The following is a 16,329-nucleotide window of genomic DNA, read 5'->3' on the forward strand; positions in this document are numbered from 1 at the left end:
GCCACCTGGGGCACGGTGCCATGATGCGGACGGTTCGGATGCGCAGAACGTGGCAGCGCCGTTTGGCTCAGGTGAGAGGCGATACGTGCAACGTTGCCAGAACGGCTTGCTCGCGGGTGCATAAGCCATTGTTACCACATTTAATCAATGTTTGCAACAGAGCACTTATTTCATAAAAACGCTGTACTATCGCGCTCTAATAACCATCTCTGGTGCTATCATACGCGGGATTGGTTGCCTTGCCCGCTCATTATGTGCGTGACGCAGCGTTTGGCGTGCGGCAGCCATGCTGCCGCACCAGCCGTGCTCACGTTCTGGCACGTGTCAGGTCGTTGACCCGGCTGGTCACCCGAATGCCGGGTGTGCTCGTTACGATCATGGCATCGGTCGGCAATGAATGAGATAACTTCTAGTAGATGTTTTTTGAAATAGGTTCTAATCTGCACTCTCCGCCCTGTGATTTGCACGATACGTATCGTTAGCGGCGGATTACTGATGCTAATGGTATATCCGCTTGCATCCATGTTCTGCAGATGATCTCCACGAATTCTCGCGGATGCAGCGGATACCCGTGGATCACCCTACGACTGGTGCTATGATGCATAGGACTATGCAAGATTTGATATTATCTGGGTGCTTACCTGTCGTTCGGTCACACCAGGAAGCACGTCAGAGCCGTGTGTGATCAGGAAGGTTTTATCTTTCTTGCAAGCCTGGTTCAGATACGATGGGTGCGGAAGCATAACTTTTCTTCTCTATCTCTGCATCACTTTGCGCGTAAATGAGCGTACTTGCTCTGGGTGTGAAGTAACTTCCGTGTAGGTGCTATCGGGTACGTGCTATCGCTACATTGTTTTATTTTGCCTCAAAACACGTTAGCTTTACATGAGTTCGCTGTATATGACCATTCTTGATCCGATTGGAAAACAGCGCAGACTATCCCTCTATTGGTCGGTACTGCTGCTTGGTGTGGCCTTTGCTGGCCTCTACAGCGCGACCTTGACCGAAGTCCATACCTACGATGCGCTTTCATATATTCTCGATGTTGATCGCAAGCCATGGCCTGAATTGTTTCATCCTCACCATCTGCTGTATGGGCCGCTGGGGGCGGTGATCCGTGCCATCGCGACTGCGCTGGGCTGGCAAGGCAGTGTTGAAATCTGGTTGCAATTGGTGAATGCGGTTGCTGGGGCAATTGGTGTCTCTTTTCTGTTTGTGATCTGTCGTAGCGTAACCGGATCAGGCATTGCGGCACTCGCAGCAACCTTATGGGTCGGTTTTAGCTATGCCTACTGGTATTACGCGGTAGAAGTTGAGGTGTATACATTGGCAGCCGTAGCCTTGATCGGTGTGCTGTGGCTACTGTTCAAGATGGCGCAACAGCCCACGATGCACGTATCGATCTGGCTCGGTATTACGCAAGGCCTGGCGGTGTTGGGGCATCAGACGAATGTCCTCCTATCAGTGCCGATCTTTCTAACCATCGCGCTGGCTGTGACGAACCGTCTGCGTCGGTTGCGCTTGTTCATCTCATACCTCATCCCGCTGTTGATGGTTGTCGGTAGCGCCTATCTTTGGGTAGCGATTGGGGTCAGCGGGATGCGTTGTTGGGAAGACATCTGGTTATGGTTGACGGATTATGCTCAGACCGGCTTTTGGGGTGGTGCAATTGATGGGGCGAAATTTATCGGTCTGTTGAAAGGTTGGAGTGCGACGCTGGCATTCTTCGGCGGTGGTGTGATCGGCCTGGCCAGTATAGGTCTGCTTGTCGCCGGCAGAGGGGGTGTCGCGCGTCTGCCGTTGCCATTGCGGGCCGGTATTGTTGGCTGGCTTGGGGTGTATGGTCTCTTCTTCCTGTGGTGGGAACCTGACAATATCGAGTTCTGGATCGCTTGTTTGCCACCGTTAGCACTCTTGTTGAGCGCGGCGTTGACTGTTAGATGGATCGGTTGGGTTGGGCTGTTGTTGTCGCTCAGCCTGCTGTCGCTTAATCTACCGGCTATTATTGAGCGTGGTGCAGCCGAGCGTGACCTTCAGCAACGCATTGCCGCAGCGTTGGCCGAAATCAGTCAACCCGGTGATCTAATAATCGTGCCCGATGGAGTGCTCGAATTATATTTACCGCACTACTGGCAGCACGATAACGTATACGGCCTGAATCAGGCAATGACGGCCAGTAATAGTGATTGGAAGGCAGCCTGTGCCCGCATTCAGCAGCGAATCGAGGTGACGCTCACAGCCGGCTATGCAGTGATCATCGCCGATGAGGCTCAGCGTCCATCGCCTGCCCCTCCCGATCAGCCGCCGACGCCGGCCGAGCGGTTTGGTTTGAATGCCGAGACGGTTGCTAGCTGCTATGCACCGGTGCAGGGAATGTTACGTCTGGCACCACTGCCAACCGATCTGCCGGTGTACCGGCTGATCCCGCGTGCCAACGAAGTGGCGGTTTCCGAAGGATGGGATTTTCGTCAGGGTCGCTGGGGTTGGCAGGTCGGCGGTGTTGAGTTCGATACCCTGATCAAGGTGGGCTGGCATATGATACCATCCCTTGATCCCATGCTGATCAGTCCGCCACTACTTCTGACTACTGCTGACATTGAGGCGATAGAGGTACGACTGGCGACGACAACAACCAACCGCGATGCCCAAATTTTTGTGCTCGATCCGGCCGGGCAAACCGCTGAAGATTACTCGTTGCGCTTCGTCCTTACGGGAATGGAAATGACAACCTATCGCCTTTCGTTTGATGAGATACGTGAACGACTGACGCAGATCGGTGGTCTGCGCTTCGACCCGGTTGCGCTGGGTGATGGCGGTGCGGTTCTGGTCGAGTCAATCCGGCTGATCAGGCGCTAGCGGCTGTTATGCCGCTTCAAGCCTGCACGTGCAATGCGGCGATTACAGCAGTTCCCACACTGTTGAGGGGAACCTCTTCTACGCTCAGGGTATCTGTGACACATCGTTGGAGTGCGGTAGATGCTTCCGTGCCCGCCCTGCCTATCGACAGCTTATCTGTGATGATCATTGAATAGCAGGTAGGTGTACAACAACACACCCGAACCTATCGAAACGATTAGCTTAACAATAAATGGTAGTTCGGTTGGTGAAATAAACCCTTCGATAAGGCCGGCCGTGATCAGTATCAGTCCGCACCCGATGAGCAGTACAACAGCCCGCCGGGCTGCGATAATCAAAGCGTGACGCCGACTGAGCAACTGGTCGCAAAATTGCCCAGCCTAATTGTAACCCGGCACTACCGGCAATAAAGATTGCACTGAGTTCGAGCGTAATGTGACCAACAACGAACCCCCAGAGATTAGGGGCAAAATCGAGACGTTGCGCAATACCACTCACCGTACCAAGAAGTAGGCCGTTGATAACAAGAATGTACGCCGTGTACAGACCAAATGTGATGCCGCCGGCAAATGCTCTGATGGCAACATTGATGTTGTTGGTCATAATTTCAGCAATAGCAGCAGTCGGCCCTTCATTAATTCGTAACCACCACTCTTCATCGGCGCGAATCTGATCAACCAGAACCTCAATACCGGGCATAAGGACTTCGCCTAGCACAGGATCGCGAAATGTCGTGATGAAGGCCGCTATTGCTGGCAGCAAAAGCAGCATTGCTGCAATGAGCGTCATCTGCCAGGTTGCGCGAAAGGTTTGGGGGAGTGTAGAGCGAAAAAAAGTGATAATTCGCTGCGGTTCGTTGAGACTGTAGCGATAGACAACACCATGAGCACGGGCAACAAGCTGGTTGAGATAGCTGGTCAACAAATGATCGGGATAATCACGGCGAGCAATTGCCAGATCGGTACAGGTCTAACGGTACAGTTGCCCAAGTTCTTGCAATTCGGCTGCCGATAGCTTGGCAATACCGCCCCTGGCACGATCAATCAGTTCCTCAAGCCGTTGCCAGGCAGTGCTGCGCTGGCGAATCTGTTGATCGGGTGTTATCATCGCTTTATCACCGTCCCCATGGCAAGTGGTTGACCGCGGAGTGCAGCGGTAAGCAATGCCGGGTCTGGCCCAATGAGCGTAACTTCCAATTCTGGCAATCGCTCGATTAAGTGCCACGTCAACTCAATTTTACTCCGCATACCACCGGTCACATCAGCAGCCCGTGAGCCACCGGTCATCGCTAAGACCTGAGCAATATTTTCCTGATTAATCAGCGGAATCGGTTGAGCGGTAGGATCGCGGTGCGGATCGGCAGTATACACGGCTGCTTCACCGACCAGAATAATACGGCGCGGTTGTAACGGGCTGTGTAGGGCAAGAAAGCTAAGCAGCGCTTCGGTAGAGATAATTGCTGTACCCTGAGCGGTATCAAACGCCACATCACCATGAATAACCGGCACCAGCCTGCGTTGCAGTGCCTCGGCAATTGGAGCTGTCTCCCAGGTAATGATCTGACCATTTGCACTTTGCAGGGAAGCCGACGGTTGAAAACTGACTGCCGGCACCTGCGCAGCCAGCAATGTATCGACCACAATCCGATTGAGGCGCAGGGCCGCTGCTGCGGTGAGGGCAAAACCCGTATGATCGGCGTTCAAAGGCATCCCACGATGAACGCCATAGCGTGCCGCGTAGTGGTGCCCAAACGAGCCACTGCCATGCCCCAGCACCAACGCCAGGTTCGGATCGGCGGCACGTGCCTCTGCTACAGCGTATGCCAGGCGTTCGATCACAACCAGATCAGCAGCTTCGCGCCCTGTCTTGTCGGTAATAACCGAGCCACCAAATTTGACGAAGGTATACACAGCTGTTTACGATGGAAACAGTACTAAAACACCTAATACGGTAATACCCCATAACACAATACTCAGGGCCAGTGGCCGATCTTGCAACACCAGGTCTTCGGGTGCACCTCCACCGTCATGTTGATGGATCAGGTACAGGTAACGAAAGATGGCATACACCACAAATGGGATGGTGATCATCAACATTGGAAACGGTTTTTGTGGTGCAACCGGTGCCGAGAACGCCGTCATGCTATACGCCATCACAATGCTAGCGGTCACAATAGCCTGCATCTGATCGAGCAACGGGATGGAGTATTCGTCCAGAATGCGACGATGATTACCAGCCCCATCTTCAAGTAATTTTAGCTCGTGTCGGCGCTTGCCGATACCGAGGAAGAGGGCCAGCAATCCCATACAGACAATTAACCAGGGTGTAATAACAATATCAATCACCACAGCACCAGCAACTGCCCGTAAAATGAAGCCTGCCGCAATGATCAGAATATCAAAAATGACCACATTCTTTAGCCAGTAACTGTAGAGAAAGCCCTGGACGGCGATATAGATCGCCAATACCAGCATAAAATCAAGATCACCATCGAGCCAGAATGCAAACGGAAAGACTGCGATGATCAGGATTGCCGCAGTAACCATCGCTAGCGTGGGGCTAAGAATACCGGCTGCCAGTGGACGATGGCATTTCCTGGGATGGGCACGGTCTTTTTCAATGTCTACCAGATCGTTAATCAGGTAAATTGCACTGGCCGCCATACAAAAAGCGATAAATGCCCCAATGACACGCAGTAACTGAACAGGCTCGGTATACCAGAGGCGTCCTTCCGAAAAAGCAATTGCAGCAAAGACGAAGATATTTTTGATCCATTGCCGTGGTCGCATTGTGCGGATCAGTGCCTGTAAGGAACGGGCACTGAGGGGAGCCACGCGCTCGATAGATTGTGAACCAGAAAGGTTTTTCATGGATATCGTTACATCCTCATCAGTCCAGACCTTGCCTGATTGTACCCCACGAGCGCGTCAATCGTCAAAATCTGCCGCTACCTAAGAGCCTATCCGAAACGTAGGGCGAGATGCCATCTCGCCCTACGAAACGTGCCTCAGAAGCGATGTTTCGGATAGGTTCTTAGGGAATGAATGGCAATGCTGGCTGCGGGTTCATATGGAACAACCCTGTCTGCGCTAGTGTCACTTGTGCACGACCCATAGGATGGCAGATACGGTACGTTGATTTCACACCTTGCCGGACATGATTGTCCAAGAATGCCCGGTAGGAGTGCATAGCTGTGCGTTCCTGCCGGCACGCCTAGACCGGATCATGGCTGCTGTGACAACGAGCACATCATGCGATGGGTGAAGCATCCCGGTATGATTAGGATAGCCCTATCAGTAAACAACAGTGTAGCACGGGCCGAAGCCTGTGCTACACCGAAGCTATGCGGTACGGATTGAGACACCGATTAGCGAGGTGCGGTTCAAGCGCGAGGCGGGCCGAAACCTGTCCTACACGAAGCCATTCTGCATCAAACCTCGCACCAACTATCCCCTATCTCCTACCCTCTACTGCATCGCAGTCGTCGCCGCCTGGCGGAAGGCATCGACTGCGGCATCAATCACCCGCTGCGGGTCACCACCCGCTGAAGTAACAATCGCCCGCAGCGTCTCACCGTTGCGGAGGCGCGAACGGATGATCGCCTGATCAAGGCCGGTCTGATCGGCAGCAGCCTGAATCAACCAGCCTAGCGTACTCCGCTGCGAAACCTTCGCTGCTCGGTCGGCCAGTTGTGTACCCAACGTCGTATCGTTCACCAGCGTTGTTGCCTGATTCCGGATCGAGGTCAAGAGCTGATCGGCTTCCGCCTGCGTCAACCGCCCATTTGCCACCGCCTGGTCGAGCCGGGTCTTGGCCGCATCAACGACTGCCTGCACCAGCGCATCGCCACTGCTGCCATTGGCGGCTGCAATATCGGCCAGGCTCCGCCCATTCTGCAACTCGGTGCGAATGGTTGCCGTATCAAGTCCGGTTAGGTTGCTCAGTGTGCGTATCAGAATATTCACATTGACTGTTCCCCATCCACGCCAGCCACCACCTCGCCCATAACCAAGCTCGACCGTTGTCGTATTCGCTTCAACAACCTGAGACGCACTTACAGATACCGGCTGATACCAGAGCAAAGTTAGCGCCAATATAGCACTGGCCAGACCACTCAAGAGTGTTCGTTTCATTGTCAAACCTCCCTTGCTACGCCGGATTGCGCTTCCGTTAAGCTGTCAAACTCCGGCGACATTTGTAGGGTAACGCATAATTTTGAAGAACTCGTGAAGTGGTCGTGAGAAGATTGTGGAGACGGCTGCAACAAATGAAAATCATTCACGTCGTATACCCAGGAAACGGGAACGACTTTGAAATCAAGGAGGAACGTCATGGGAACCAACCGTCTGACCCGTAGCGCAACCGATAGCATGCTCGGTGGTGTGTGCGGTGGCATCGCCCGCTACTTCGGTATCGACAGCACCATCGTGCGCCTAGTCTTTGTCTTGGCCGTTCTGAGTGGTCTCAGCCCACTGATCTACGTCATTCTCTGGATTGTGATGCCAAAAGAGGAGCTGGCATTGCCAACCACACCGGCTCAAGACCCGACCGGCGAGTGGAAGTATGACCCGTACACGGGACAGAAACTCAACTAGCCGATCTATGCAACAACGGCTCTGACGTACCGATACGCCCTTGTGCCGGATTATTGACGCAAGGGCGTCGGTCTTTTATCATTGACTCGTGATTATGGTTAGACACGTATGATGCAGATATGACCTCGTTGCCGACACATGTCACCAACCCAATCATTGCAGCACTTGGGCAACCAATCGAAGCCGTCGAACATCTCGGCGGTAGTTTTGGTGCTCGCCTGGCTCGGATCACTATCAAAGGTCAGCACTTCGCGCTCAAGTGGGCGAACAATGGGGCGCCGGCTGCAATGGTGGCTGCTGAAGCGCATGGCCTGCAAACACTGGCGGCAACCATGACCATTCGCGTGCCGGCAGTTATTCTGGCCTGTGCAGCCGATGATCAGCAACCGGCAATCCTGCTCAGTGAATGGATCAGCAGCGACGGTCATCCACTCGATGCGACCAGACTCGGCGAGCAACTGGCGGCACTGCACCGTTGCACCGCCGCCGCCTATGGCCTGGAACACGACAACTTTATCGGCGGGACACTGCAACGCAACGGTTGGAAGGCCGATTGGATTACATTTTTTCGTGAACAGCGCCTGTTGCCGCAGATCGAACTGGCAGAACGTCATGGTCTACTGTCCTCACGACAGCGACGCGCACTTGCATACATCGTTGACCATCTTGACGATTGGCTCGGTGGTGTCGCTCACGTGCCATCGCTCATCCACGGCGATCTGTGGAGTGGTAATGTGCTGAACGGGCCTCGTGGTACACCGATCCTCATTGATCCGGCTGTCTCCTACAGTGATCGCGAAGCCGAACTGGCCTTCACCGAACTCTTTGGCGGTTTCTCTCCTCATTTCTACCAAGCATATCAGGCAGCCTGGCCACTTGAACCTGGCTATCGGGATCGCCGCGATCTCTACAACCTGTACCACCTGCTCAATCATCTCAACCTGTTTGGTGCTGGGTATGTCACTCACGTCGACGCAATTACTCACCGCTACGTGAAAGAATAATCAGCTTCCCGCCATTCCAATTTCCATCCAAAACGATGTATGATATAAAAATATTTGATGTAGATATATCCATATGATCAAATATGATAATAAATAAAAAAGATCAACTTGAGATGAAACCAATCTATGGCGTTGGCGCAGTCGTCTACCGCATTCAATCTGACGGTACCATCGAGATTTTACTCATTCGCAAACGAAAAGGGTTCTGGTCATTGCCAAAGGGTAAACTCAAGCGCGATGAACCGGCCCTAGAAGCGATTGTACGTGAAGTTCGCGAAGAGACCCATGTGACCGCTGAAGTAGTTGATATACTGGGCAGTATCGATTACCTTATCAGCGGGCCACAAGGTCAGCAGCGCAAAATTGTGGATTACTACCTACTACGTGCGATAAAGGGACGCGCCCGACCAACCGGCGGTAGTGAGCGGATTGTGGCCGTCGATTGGGTGCCACTCGCCGAAGCCATAGACCGCCTGCAGCGTCCACGTTTACGGGCTATTGTGCGTGCAGCGCAGACACTGTTCAGCAAGTGATCGCCATTACCGCTGCACCGGAAGTGCCAACCCAATTCAGAACCAATGCACAACAGAACAGGGACTATGACGTGCTATAATCAAGTTACACTACCAAAGGAAGGCACGTATGGACGAAGTCACCGCCAGCCAGCTTGCTCGTCGGATCACAGAGCATCGGCCAGCCCTCGCTAAACGAGTTGCCGGACGATTGTTACGTGCATTCCCCGAACTAACCCATACCCTGCGTCTAGAAGAGAACTACGACCCAGTAGAACGGATGGCCAGCGTGGCAGTGCAACCGTTCAGTGATCTGGTACGTGCAATCTTGTTGTTTAACACCCTCGAGATCGCCGAAACCGAATTACGCTGGGCACGGGGCGTACTGCCCCGCTGGGGAGTAGCCTATGAACATACCACAACCATGATTCGCTGGTATTTTGAAGAGCTAAGTCAGCTCCCTCTCTCGCCAGCCGAACGTCTGGTTGTGGTCGAGGTTGAGCAATACCTGCTTTGTCTGATAGCGCGTATCTATGAATCAAGCGAACCAAACCATCGTCTGGTGAAAGCCTGATGGAGTAGGTACCTCCTGGCAGAATCAGACCGAATCAGCGACAGTAGAGGCAGGCTTTCAACCTGCCCCTCTCTTTGTTTACAAATCCATGCTATGACCATTACAGACTGGATGGATAAGATATTCAGCAGCAGGACATTTCAAGACAGTCTGACTGTGTATAGCTGCACGTCAGACAATCGTCTCACCTTGCCATCAACAATGCCAGACTCAGGCAATATTGGTTGGCTCGTCGTGCTGGAGCAACAACAGGCTACCACGGAGTGCGACGAGATCGGCTTCTGACAGCGATGCCAGCAGTTGATCGTGAACTGAGGTCGCGCCATTGAGAAGTAGTAATGTCTTAAAGGCAAGTGGCCACGTCGGATCGGCAATCTCGGTGTGTAGAGGTTGATTACCGGTAAAAGGAAGTTGCGGTAACGTGTATGGTGTGCGACGAGCGGCGGTCATGGGTTCTCCTCTCAATCTGTATTACTGGTAGTGTAGTCGGAAATGATCTGTACGTCAAGAGTCAGGGTGACACTACACCACACCGTGGGGTATCGCGCTGCGTGCGGTGAGGTTACATCAAATCTGGTGTAGTAGAAGCCAAAACACGCTATCCAACGTTGCCGCGACGCTGCATCTGAGTACTGCACCACCGTGCGCCCGCTGCGGTATCTTCCTGAGCGTGCAAGCCTCCGCCTTACCCACCACCCACCCACGCTCCTGACCAACACTGAACCATTTCCCCCCGACGCCAGCGGGCTATGCATTACCCCCATGCTGCCCAACAGCCGGTATGCCCCTTCATAGCACATCGTGCTGGACACGGCGCATCGTGTATCACGCACACCAGATGGTCATAGGTTCCGCAGCGTCCTACTCCCCACCGCCAGGCCAGCCCTGCGGTCATGCGGGCTGACGCCCTGCCTCACGACCTGCACGCCCCTGCAGGGCGCTATCCACGAGCACACCTGGCCCCCATTCCCCGCCGTCAGGCCAGCCCCGAAGGGGTTTCCACGAAGTGAGGCAGGGTTTTAACCCGCCGACTCGCCAGCCATCACCCCCGATCCCGCACGCGAGCTATGCAGTATCCAATGATCACTCCGGTGCTGCTCCCGGATGCAACTGCCCGTGAAACTTCAGGGGCGACGCATGCGTCGCCCCTACAACGCGCCGGTAGCACATCTGGGAACGCTTCACCACGAGGATCACACCTGCACGATTCACCACTGGACAGTAGGCGCATGGCATGCCGTGCCCCTACGACTCGCGTTCTCATCGGACAACCTGTTCAGACATCCTGGTCATGCGCCAGTAGCGCACGCTTCCAGCGTTCTTGCGAAGCCGAGACCCTCTCAGATTGCCAGCCGCGCTGCCGGATCGCCGAGCAGCATATAGTTGCGCGCATCATTCCGTGCCATCCAGAGCGTCGAAAGCTCACGCGGTTCGGGTTGCTTGCCGAACTTGATGTTCTCCAGCTCTTCAGCCAGAGTGAGTGAACGGGCGGCCTGGATGATGTTGAACTGATCGGTCGCGCTCCCCAGCCGTTTCCCGGTTACCAGACGCCCGATCACATCTTCAAAGCTCTGGGTTTGACCACGAGCACCATCCATGCTGAAGCCATACGTCCAGGCCCGTTCAACATGGCCAACCACACCCAGCGCACCGCGCAACAGCATCTGCTGCGGCAGTTGGGCCACGAACGTGAAGGGGGCAATAATCGGGCGACCTTTTTCGGGGTCGAAAATGAATTCGTCTTGCTGCGGACAACCAGCACCGTAACAGGCAAAGATCAGAGCAACCATTCCCTCAAGTGAAAGACTGGTCGGCACGTCTTCTGCCGCAAACCAGTGCTCGCGCTTGATCCCGCCAAAACCGGTCCAGTCTTGTGTCACTAATGCGCCTTGATACGGAATAAGCTCGCGATCGGTGGCCGGTAATCCCAGCCCGTGGGTGGCACTAAAGAGGATCGCCGGCGGTTGATTGCCATCACGCAGGGCCTGTTCGAGATTGCTGCGTGTCGCATCCCCGGCCAACAGGAGCCGTTTGGCAAAGCCCTGTTTTTGCGGCAACCCACGCTCGTGCCATTTGGCTAGTGGGGTTACCAGTTCAAGCGCACTACGCTCGGTTGACTTGTCGAGATCGTGGCGCGTGCCGAAATAGACAATCTCGCGCCGCAGACGAACCTCTCGCGCTGCCCGTCGTTCGTAATCAACCAGCCGTTGGGCATAGGTACGATAATCGGCGAAACGATGATGCCCACGTTCATCCGTAAAACAGAGCCGACCTACACCCCAGAAAATGTCGAGTTCGTATTGGAAATTGAAACTGATAAACGCCCGGTCGTTCTCAGCCAGTGGCCCTGGCCGGGCGGCGATTAAGAGATAGAAGGGTACACCCTGACTCGGCTTGACAGGACCGGCCATTGTACCGTGGCGGGCCAGCCAGGCATTCACCCGCTCACCGGGGCGATGCACCAGGACTGGCGCACGCTGCTCCCATAGTTGCTTCGGATCGGCATAGCGGCCGGCCCACTCGGCACAGGTTTCCCCCTGGCGAAAGTCAACTACCGGTAGCACAATGCCCTGCTGCTGGGCCCGATGCTCAATCAACGGCCAGAGCGCCTCGATCAGGCGCACATCGTCGGTTGCACTGACTACCAGTGCCCAACGTGCCTGCACCAAATCTTCCTGATCGATCTCGGCGACGACACCAAAATGTTTTTCCTCGGCTTCATTGCGGGTTTTATGGAGCGCGTGCAGGTCTTTCGAGTCTTCACTGTGCTGAGCCAGTGAACTGGCTCGCTTTGCATCAATGCGCAGGAGCGGCTCGCCACGCCGGCCATCGATGCCGTTTGGATACAATTCATCGGGACTTTGATCATCGGCCACCAGGATCAGCGGGCCGCTGTAGCCGGTCACCACCGGCACTGTCGGCTCAGCGGGAGCGACCGGCACGGCTTCGGTGTCCGCCACGCTTACCGCCGATTGGACACCGGCCAGGACCTGTATCCGCTCGATCAAGGCGTCGAGCCGGCTCCGCAGGGTTTGCATCTCGGTCAGGATGGCTGTGAGTTCGTCAGGTGCAGCCTTGCCCAGCACAGGAGCACCCGGTTCCGGCTGTTCGATAATCACACCCGTGGCAACCAGGGCGGCCAGGCCCTCATCGAAGATCAGTTGGTACGGTACGTAGCAATATCCCGGCCCATCAGGATTTTCACTTGCCCAATCACTCCCCCACGAATTACGCACGATAAAGTAGCCGCCGCCGGGTGCTGTCGGATCATCGCGATAGCCCAGCGCACACATTGCGTGTCCACCCAGGCGTTGCTCACCGGGCAATGCCCGTCGCACACGCCCGATCCGGCGCACCTGTCCACTACTCGTCCAATGCTCACCGATCATCAGGCCAATTAACACCGGTCGTCCGGCAGCCAATGCGGCTTTAATCTGTTGCACATCACGCGCCGGCAACTGTTCGACTGCCGCCAGTCGACGTTGTTTTGCTTCCTGAAACGCAGCCGGACTCGGTCGTTCGTGCCCAGGGTTCTGGTTATCAACCGGCTCTGGCCGGTAGGGCCACGTCTCTTCCCGACACACCCCCAGCTCGGCCACTGCTCGCATCGCGACCAGCGGATTGGTACCAACATCGCCCGGAATCCGGTCACGATCCTTACTAATCCAGTAAATAAACTGCTCGGAAAGATCGGTCGAGTCTTTGCTCAGGATTTGCACCATCGCCGCAATGCTAAAGGCGACGCACGTATTGCGCGGCCCCTGGCTCACCGGTGGGGGCAGATTCAACAGTGGCGGCACCTCTGCCGGCAGCCCAACCGGTGGGCTGAACGCCGTCGCATCAACTTCGGGCAGATCATCGAAAATGGCACCGGTACCAACCGGTGCCATTGCCACATCGACACTGAACGAGCTGGCGTCGGGCACCACATCCAGCGCCGCCATCACCATCGCTCGCACATCATCTTCGCTGCGCCCCAACACCTGCGCCAGCGCAGCCAGACCGCTGCCCAAACCGGTATTAGCGGCCCGTGCCGTCGCCACCAGCTCTTCGACGCTGGTGATCCAATAGGCAGCCAATGCCGTTCGGGTTGCGTCATCAATGGCGGCCACTTCGGTCAATGGTGTGAGTGTGCGCATAGCAAATTCCCATCTCTATCATCAATCTTCCGGGCAAGCCGTGCCGGGCAATTGGGTCTCGTCATCCGGCAACATTACTCCATCCGAGCCAGGATACCGCGCAGCAGAGCGGCAAATTTCGGTTTGGCCGCTTCACCGGCTTCAATCACCTCTTCGTGGTTAGCCGGCGGGCCATCTGGCAAGGCCAGATTCGTTATCAGGGAAAAGCCCAATACCCGCATTCCGCCGTGTATTGCCACAATAATCTCCGGCGCAGTTGACATACCCACCGCATCGGCACCCCATGCGCACAGCATCCGCAACTCGGCGGCACTCTCGAAATGAGGGCCACTTAGCATACAATAGACACCCTCACGCAACGTGATACCTAGATCGGCTGCTACTGCGCGGGTCAGCGGCACCAGATCATTATCGAAGGCGCCAACCATCGCCGGAAACCGCAGCCCTAGCCGCTCGTCGTTTGGGCCGCGCAGTGGATGATGGCCGGCCATCCCCGGCAGAAAAATCTGGTCGCTGATCCGCATAATATCCCCAACCTGCCAGTCGGGACGTAAACCACCAGCAGCGTTGGTGACGATCAGCGTCTCGCAGCCAAGGGCGCGCAGCACCCGCACCGGAAAGGTCACCTCCTGCATGCTGTAGCCTTCATAGAAATGAAACCGGCCACGCATCGCCGCTACCGGTTGACCGGCCAGCATCCCAATCGCCAGCTCACCGCGATGACCAACGATTTTTGGCTCGTGAAAGCCGGGAATGTCACGGTACGGAATCACAACCGCATCAGTCATCTCGTCGGCCAGCGCACTCAAGCCGGAACCGAGAATGAGGCCAACCCGTGGCGAGAGGCGCAGCCGCGGGGCGATGGCTGCGCAAGCCTGTTCGATATCGTTATACATTGACCACCTGTCTCTATCTATACCGATCCCGACGGGATCAGCAACATCACCCGAACAATAGATCAAATACGGCTGAGCAGATCGCGTTTCTTCGCCTCAAACTCTTCCGGCGACAGAATCCCCCGATCGCGCAGACGGGCCAGTTCTTCCAACGTGCGCTGAATATCAATCACCCCACCAACCGGTCGCCCGGGCACATAGCCATCGGTTTCCAGATAGCCATACCCCCGTTCGAGATTATGCTTCGCTTCCAGCAATGCCCGCTTGAATTCCAATGGCGCTTCAATCCGATCCATCAGATTCGCACCTTCGCTGCCGGACGCAGTGAGTATCTCGATAGTACCGAAATTGAAGATACGCCCGAAAATGCTCTGGCGCAATTCAATATCGTTAATCTTTTCGAGTGAGGAATCAATCACCCGTTTGTTAAAAATCCCACGTATCTGCAAAACCCGGCGGTCGGTAATAATAATTTGCTCCGAGTTCCAGCGTAAAAAGTCGAGGAAACCACTGATGAGTACAATAATACTGATCACAATACAGATCAGCAAAATCAGATTACTGATACTGATACCACCAATCATCGCTGTCGGATTATTCCGAAACGCCATATTCGAGGCAACACCGGCAGCGACCAGGATGGCAATCAAGGACAATTCGGTCAAGATGTTTACAATCAACACAAAAATGTGCTGGCGGGCAATGTATAGAATCTGCTCTCCCCGCCCGAGCAAGCTTTCTACGTAACTCATGGCCCGCCCTCCTTTGATGTCGGCAGTGTCGTAACCATACCAGTACTACTGTGATGATAACAGATGATCGAGAAACCCGGCTGATTTAAGATCACGTTCGAGCAGCAGGCGTAAGCTGGCCCGCAAAATCGTGGCAGCTTCCCGACGAGTCGCTGGTGAAATACGGAGTGTTTCAGCAGCCGTTACAGGTTGCGCTTGCAGATAGCGCAGCAGGCGAAAGGTCGGCTCGTTCATTGAGAGAGCGGCTGGATCGGCAGTGCGATCACGGAGGCAGAGCACACCACCGAGCGTCGGGCTATACCGGTCGGCAGCCGGCGTCAACAACTCGTTGCAAACCACGCAATAGTGCAATTGCGGACGATAGCCGAGGATGTGGAGCAGGTGTAATTCAAAACTCCGTAACGTCAGTTCAGGATTGGCGCTGCCATCCAGCGCTTGTAGCGTCTCGACCAAAAGCTGAAACAGGAGCGGGTTTTCTTCCGACTCAGCAGCCAGACGGTCGTATAACTCGGCCACGTAATACCCACAGCCCAACCGTGTCAGATCGGTACGCAAGACCGGAAAGGCATGCACAATCTGACTCTGGGTAACAATATCAAGATTACGCCCCACGGCAAACATCATCTGCGCGTGGGTGAAGAGTTCGATGTGGCCGGCCAGCCGACTCTTCATCTTGCGCACACCTTTGGCGATAACCCATCGCTTACCGGTTGGCGTAGCAATCAGGAGCAGACGATCGGCTTCGGCAAAATCGGTGCGACGAAGAATAACCGCCTCGCTGCGATACACTCGCTCTCGCATGGAACCTGTCGCCATTACGCGCCGTCGGGCTGTACCGGCGATGCGCCTCGCGCGGGTGTGGTTGATGCAAGTCCCCGTCGGTGACCCTCGTTGACTTGTCAGTCTGACCCGCAAAACAATTACCGTGCTGTCGTTAATCAGGCATGCACAATGAATGCCATATCCTTGCACGCTGTATTATAGCCGCTCAGAGAAGGCCG

15 protein-coding genes are annotated in these 16,329 nt (G+C 55.1%); 5 read left to right on the top strand and 10 right to left on the bottom strand.

The features are described from left to right. The first annotated feature begins 900 nt into the window (after positions 1 to 900). On the top strand, positions 901 to 2,856 hold the full coding sequence (locus VAE55_RS16595) for a glycosyltransferase family 39 protein (protein WP_322816837.1): 1,956 nt from the start codon (positions 901 to 903) through the stop codon (positions 2,854 to 2,856). Between the two features lie 222 nt (positions 2,857 to 3,078). Here VAE55_RS16595 and VAE55_RS16600 read toward each other — a convergent pair whose 3' ends face one another. The 5 genes from VAE55_RS16600 to VAE55_RS16620 all read right to left on the bottom strand — a co-directional run bounded on the left by VAE55_RS16600 (position 3,079) and on the right by VAE55_RS16620 (position 6,989). Further along, positions 3,079 to 3,777, bottom strand: a complete 699-nt coding sequence (locus VAE55_RS16600; RefSeq protein ID WP_322816838.1) for a stage II sporulation protein M — start codon at positions 3,775 to 3,777, stop codon at positions 3,079 to 3,081. 48 nt (positions 3,778 to 3,825) lie between these two features. After that, positions 3,826 to 3,963, bottom strand: a complete 138-nt coding sequence (locus VAE55_RS16605; RefSeq protein WP_322816839.1) for a hypothetical protein — start codon at positions 3,961 to 3,963, stop codon at positions 3,826 to 3,828. Beyond that, a complete protein-coding gene (locus tag VAE55_RS16610; protein WP_322816840.1) occupies positions 3,960 to 4,766 on the bottom strand; it encodes an isopentenyl phosphate kinase in 807 nt (268 codons plus the stop codon). Before VAE55_RS16610 ends, VAE55_RS16605 begins: the two co-directional genes overlap by 4 nt. Positions 4,767 to 4,772: 6 nt before the next feature. Further along, positions 4,773 to 5,726, bottom strand: coding sequence for a decaprenyl-phosphate phosphoribosyltransferase (locus VAE55_RS16615; RefSeq protein WP_322816841.1), 954 nt, complete (start codon positions 5,724 to 5,726; stop codon positions 4,773 to 4,775). Between the two features lie 597 nt (positions 5,727 to 6,323). After that, a complete protein-coding gene (locus VAE55_RS16620; RefSeq protein WP_322816842.1) occupies positions 6,324 to 6,989 on the bottom strand; it encodes a hypothetical protein in 666 nt (221 codons plus the stop codon). A gap of 198 nt (positions 6,990 to 7,187) precedes the next feature. Between VAE55_RS16620 and VAE55_RS16625 the strand changes: the two genes are divergently transcribed. The 4 genes from VAE55_RS16625 to VAE55_RS16640 all read left to right on the top strand — a co-directional run bounded on the left by VAE55_RS16625 (position 7,188) and on the right by VAE55_RS16640 (position 9,541). Beyond that, on the top strand, positions 7,188 to 7,451 hold the full coding sequence (locus tag VAE55_RS16625; protein WP_012258786.1) for a PspC domain-containing protein: 264 nt from the start codon (positions 7,188 to 7,190) through the stop codon (positions 7,449 to 7,451). Between the two features lie 119 nt (positions 7,452 to 7,570). Next, a complete protein-coding gene (locus tag VAE55_RS16630) occupies positions 7,571 to 8,455 on the top strand; it encodes a fructosamine kinase family protein (RefSeq protein WP_322816843.1) in 885 nt (294 codons plus the stop codon). 113 nt (positions 8,456 to 8,568) lie between these two features. Then, the gene (locus VAE55_RS16635) at positions 8,569 to 8,988 is read left to right on the top strand and encodes an NUDIX hydrolase (RefSeq protein WP_322816844.1); all 420 of its coding nucleotides are present in this window, start codon (positions 8,569 to 8,571) and stop codon (positions 8,986 to 8,988) included. Between the two features lie 109 nt (positions 8,989 to 9,097). After that, on the top strand, positions 9,098 to 9,541 hold the full coding sequence (locus VAE55_RS16640) for a hypothetical protein (protein WP_322816845.1): 444 nt from the start codon (positions 9,098 to 9,100) through the stop codon (positions 9,539 to 9,541). Positions 9,542 to 9,751: 210 nt separating this feature from the next. On the opposite strand, the gene VAE55_RS16645 is transcribed toward VAE55_RS16640, so the two are convergent. The 5 genes from VAE55_RS16645 to recO form a co-directional block, all read right to left on the bottom strand. After that, positions 9,752 to 9,991: a hypothetical protein gene (locus tag VAE55_RS16645; RefSeq protein WP_322816846.1), complete on the bottom strand. Its 240-nt coding sequence runs from the start codon at positions 9,989 to 9,991 to the stop codon at positions 9,752 to 9,754. A gap of 890 nt (positions 9,992 to 10,881) precedes the next feature. Further along, positions 10,882 to 13,680: a C1 family peptidase gene (locus tag VAE55_RS16650; RefSeq protein ID WP_322816847.1), complete on the bottom strand. Its 2,799-nt coding sequence runs from the start codon at positions 13,678 to 13,680 to the stop codon at positions 10,882 to 10,884. Positions 13,681 to 13,754: 74 nt separating this feature from the next. Next, a complete protein-coding gene (locus tag VAE55_RS16655; RefSeq protein ID WP_322816848.1) occupies positions 13,755 to 14,576 on the bottom strand; it encodes a purine-nucleoside phosphorylase in 822 nt (273 codons plus the stop codon). A gap of 62 nt (positions 14,577 to 14,638) precedes the next feature. Then, entirely contained in the window at positions 14,639 to 15,328 is a 690-nt protein-coding gene (locus VAE55_RS16660) for a PH domain-containing protein (RefSeq protein WP_322816849.1), read from the bottom strand. A 45-nt stretch (positions 15,329 to 15,373) separates the two neighbouring features. Beyond that, positions 15,374 to 16,129, bottom strand: coding sequence for a DNA repair protein RecO (gene recO / locus VAE55_RS16665; protein ID WP_322816850.1), 756 nt, complete (start codon positions 16,127 to 16,129; stop codon positions 15,374 to 15,376). Between the last annotated feature and the right edge of the window lie 200 nt (positions 16,130 to 16,329).

The sequence above is a fragment of the Chloroflexus sp. genome (assembly GCF_034432675.1).
In the GTDB taxonomy this organism is placed as follows: Bacteria; Chloroflexota; Chloroflexia; order Chloroflexales; family Chloroflexaceae; genus Chloroflexus.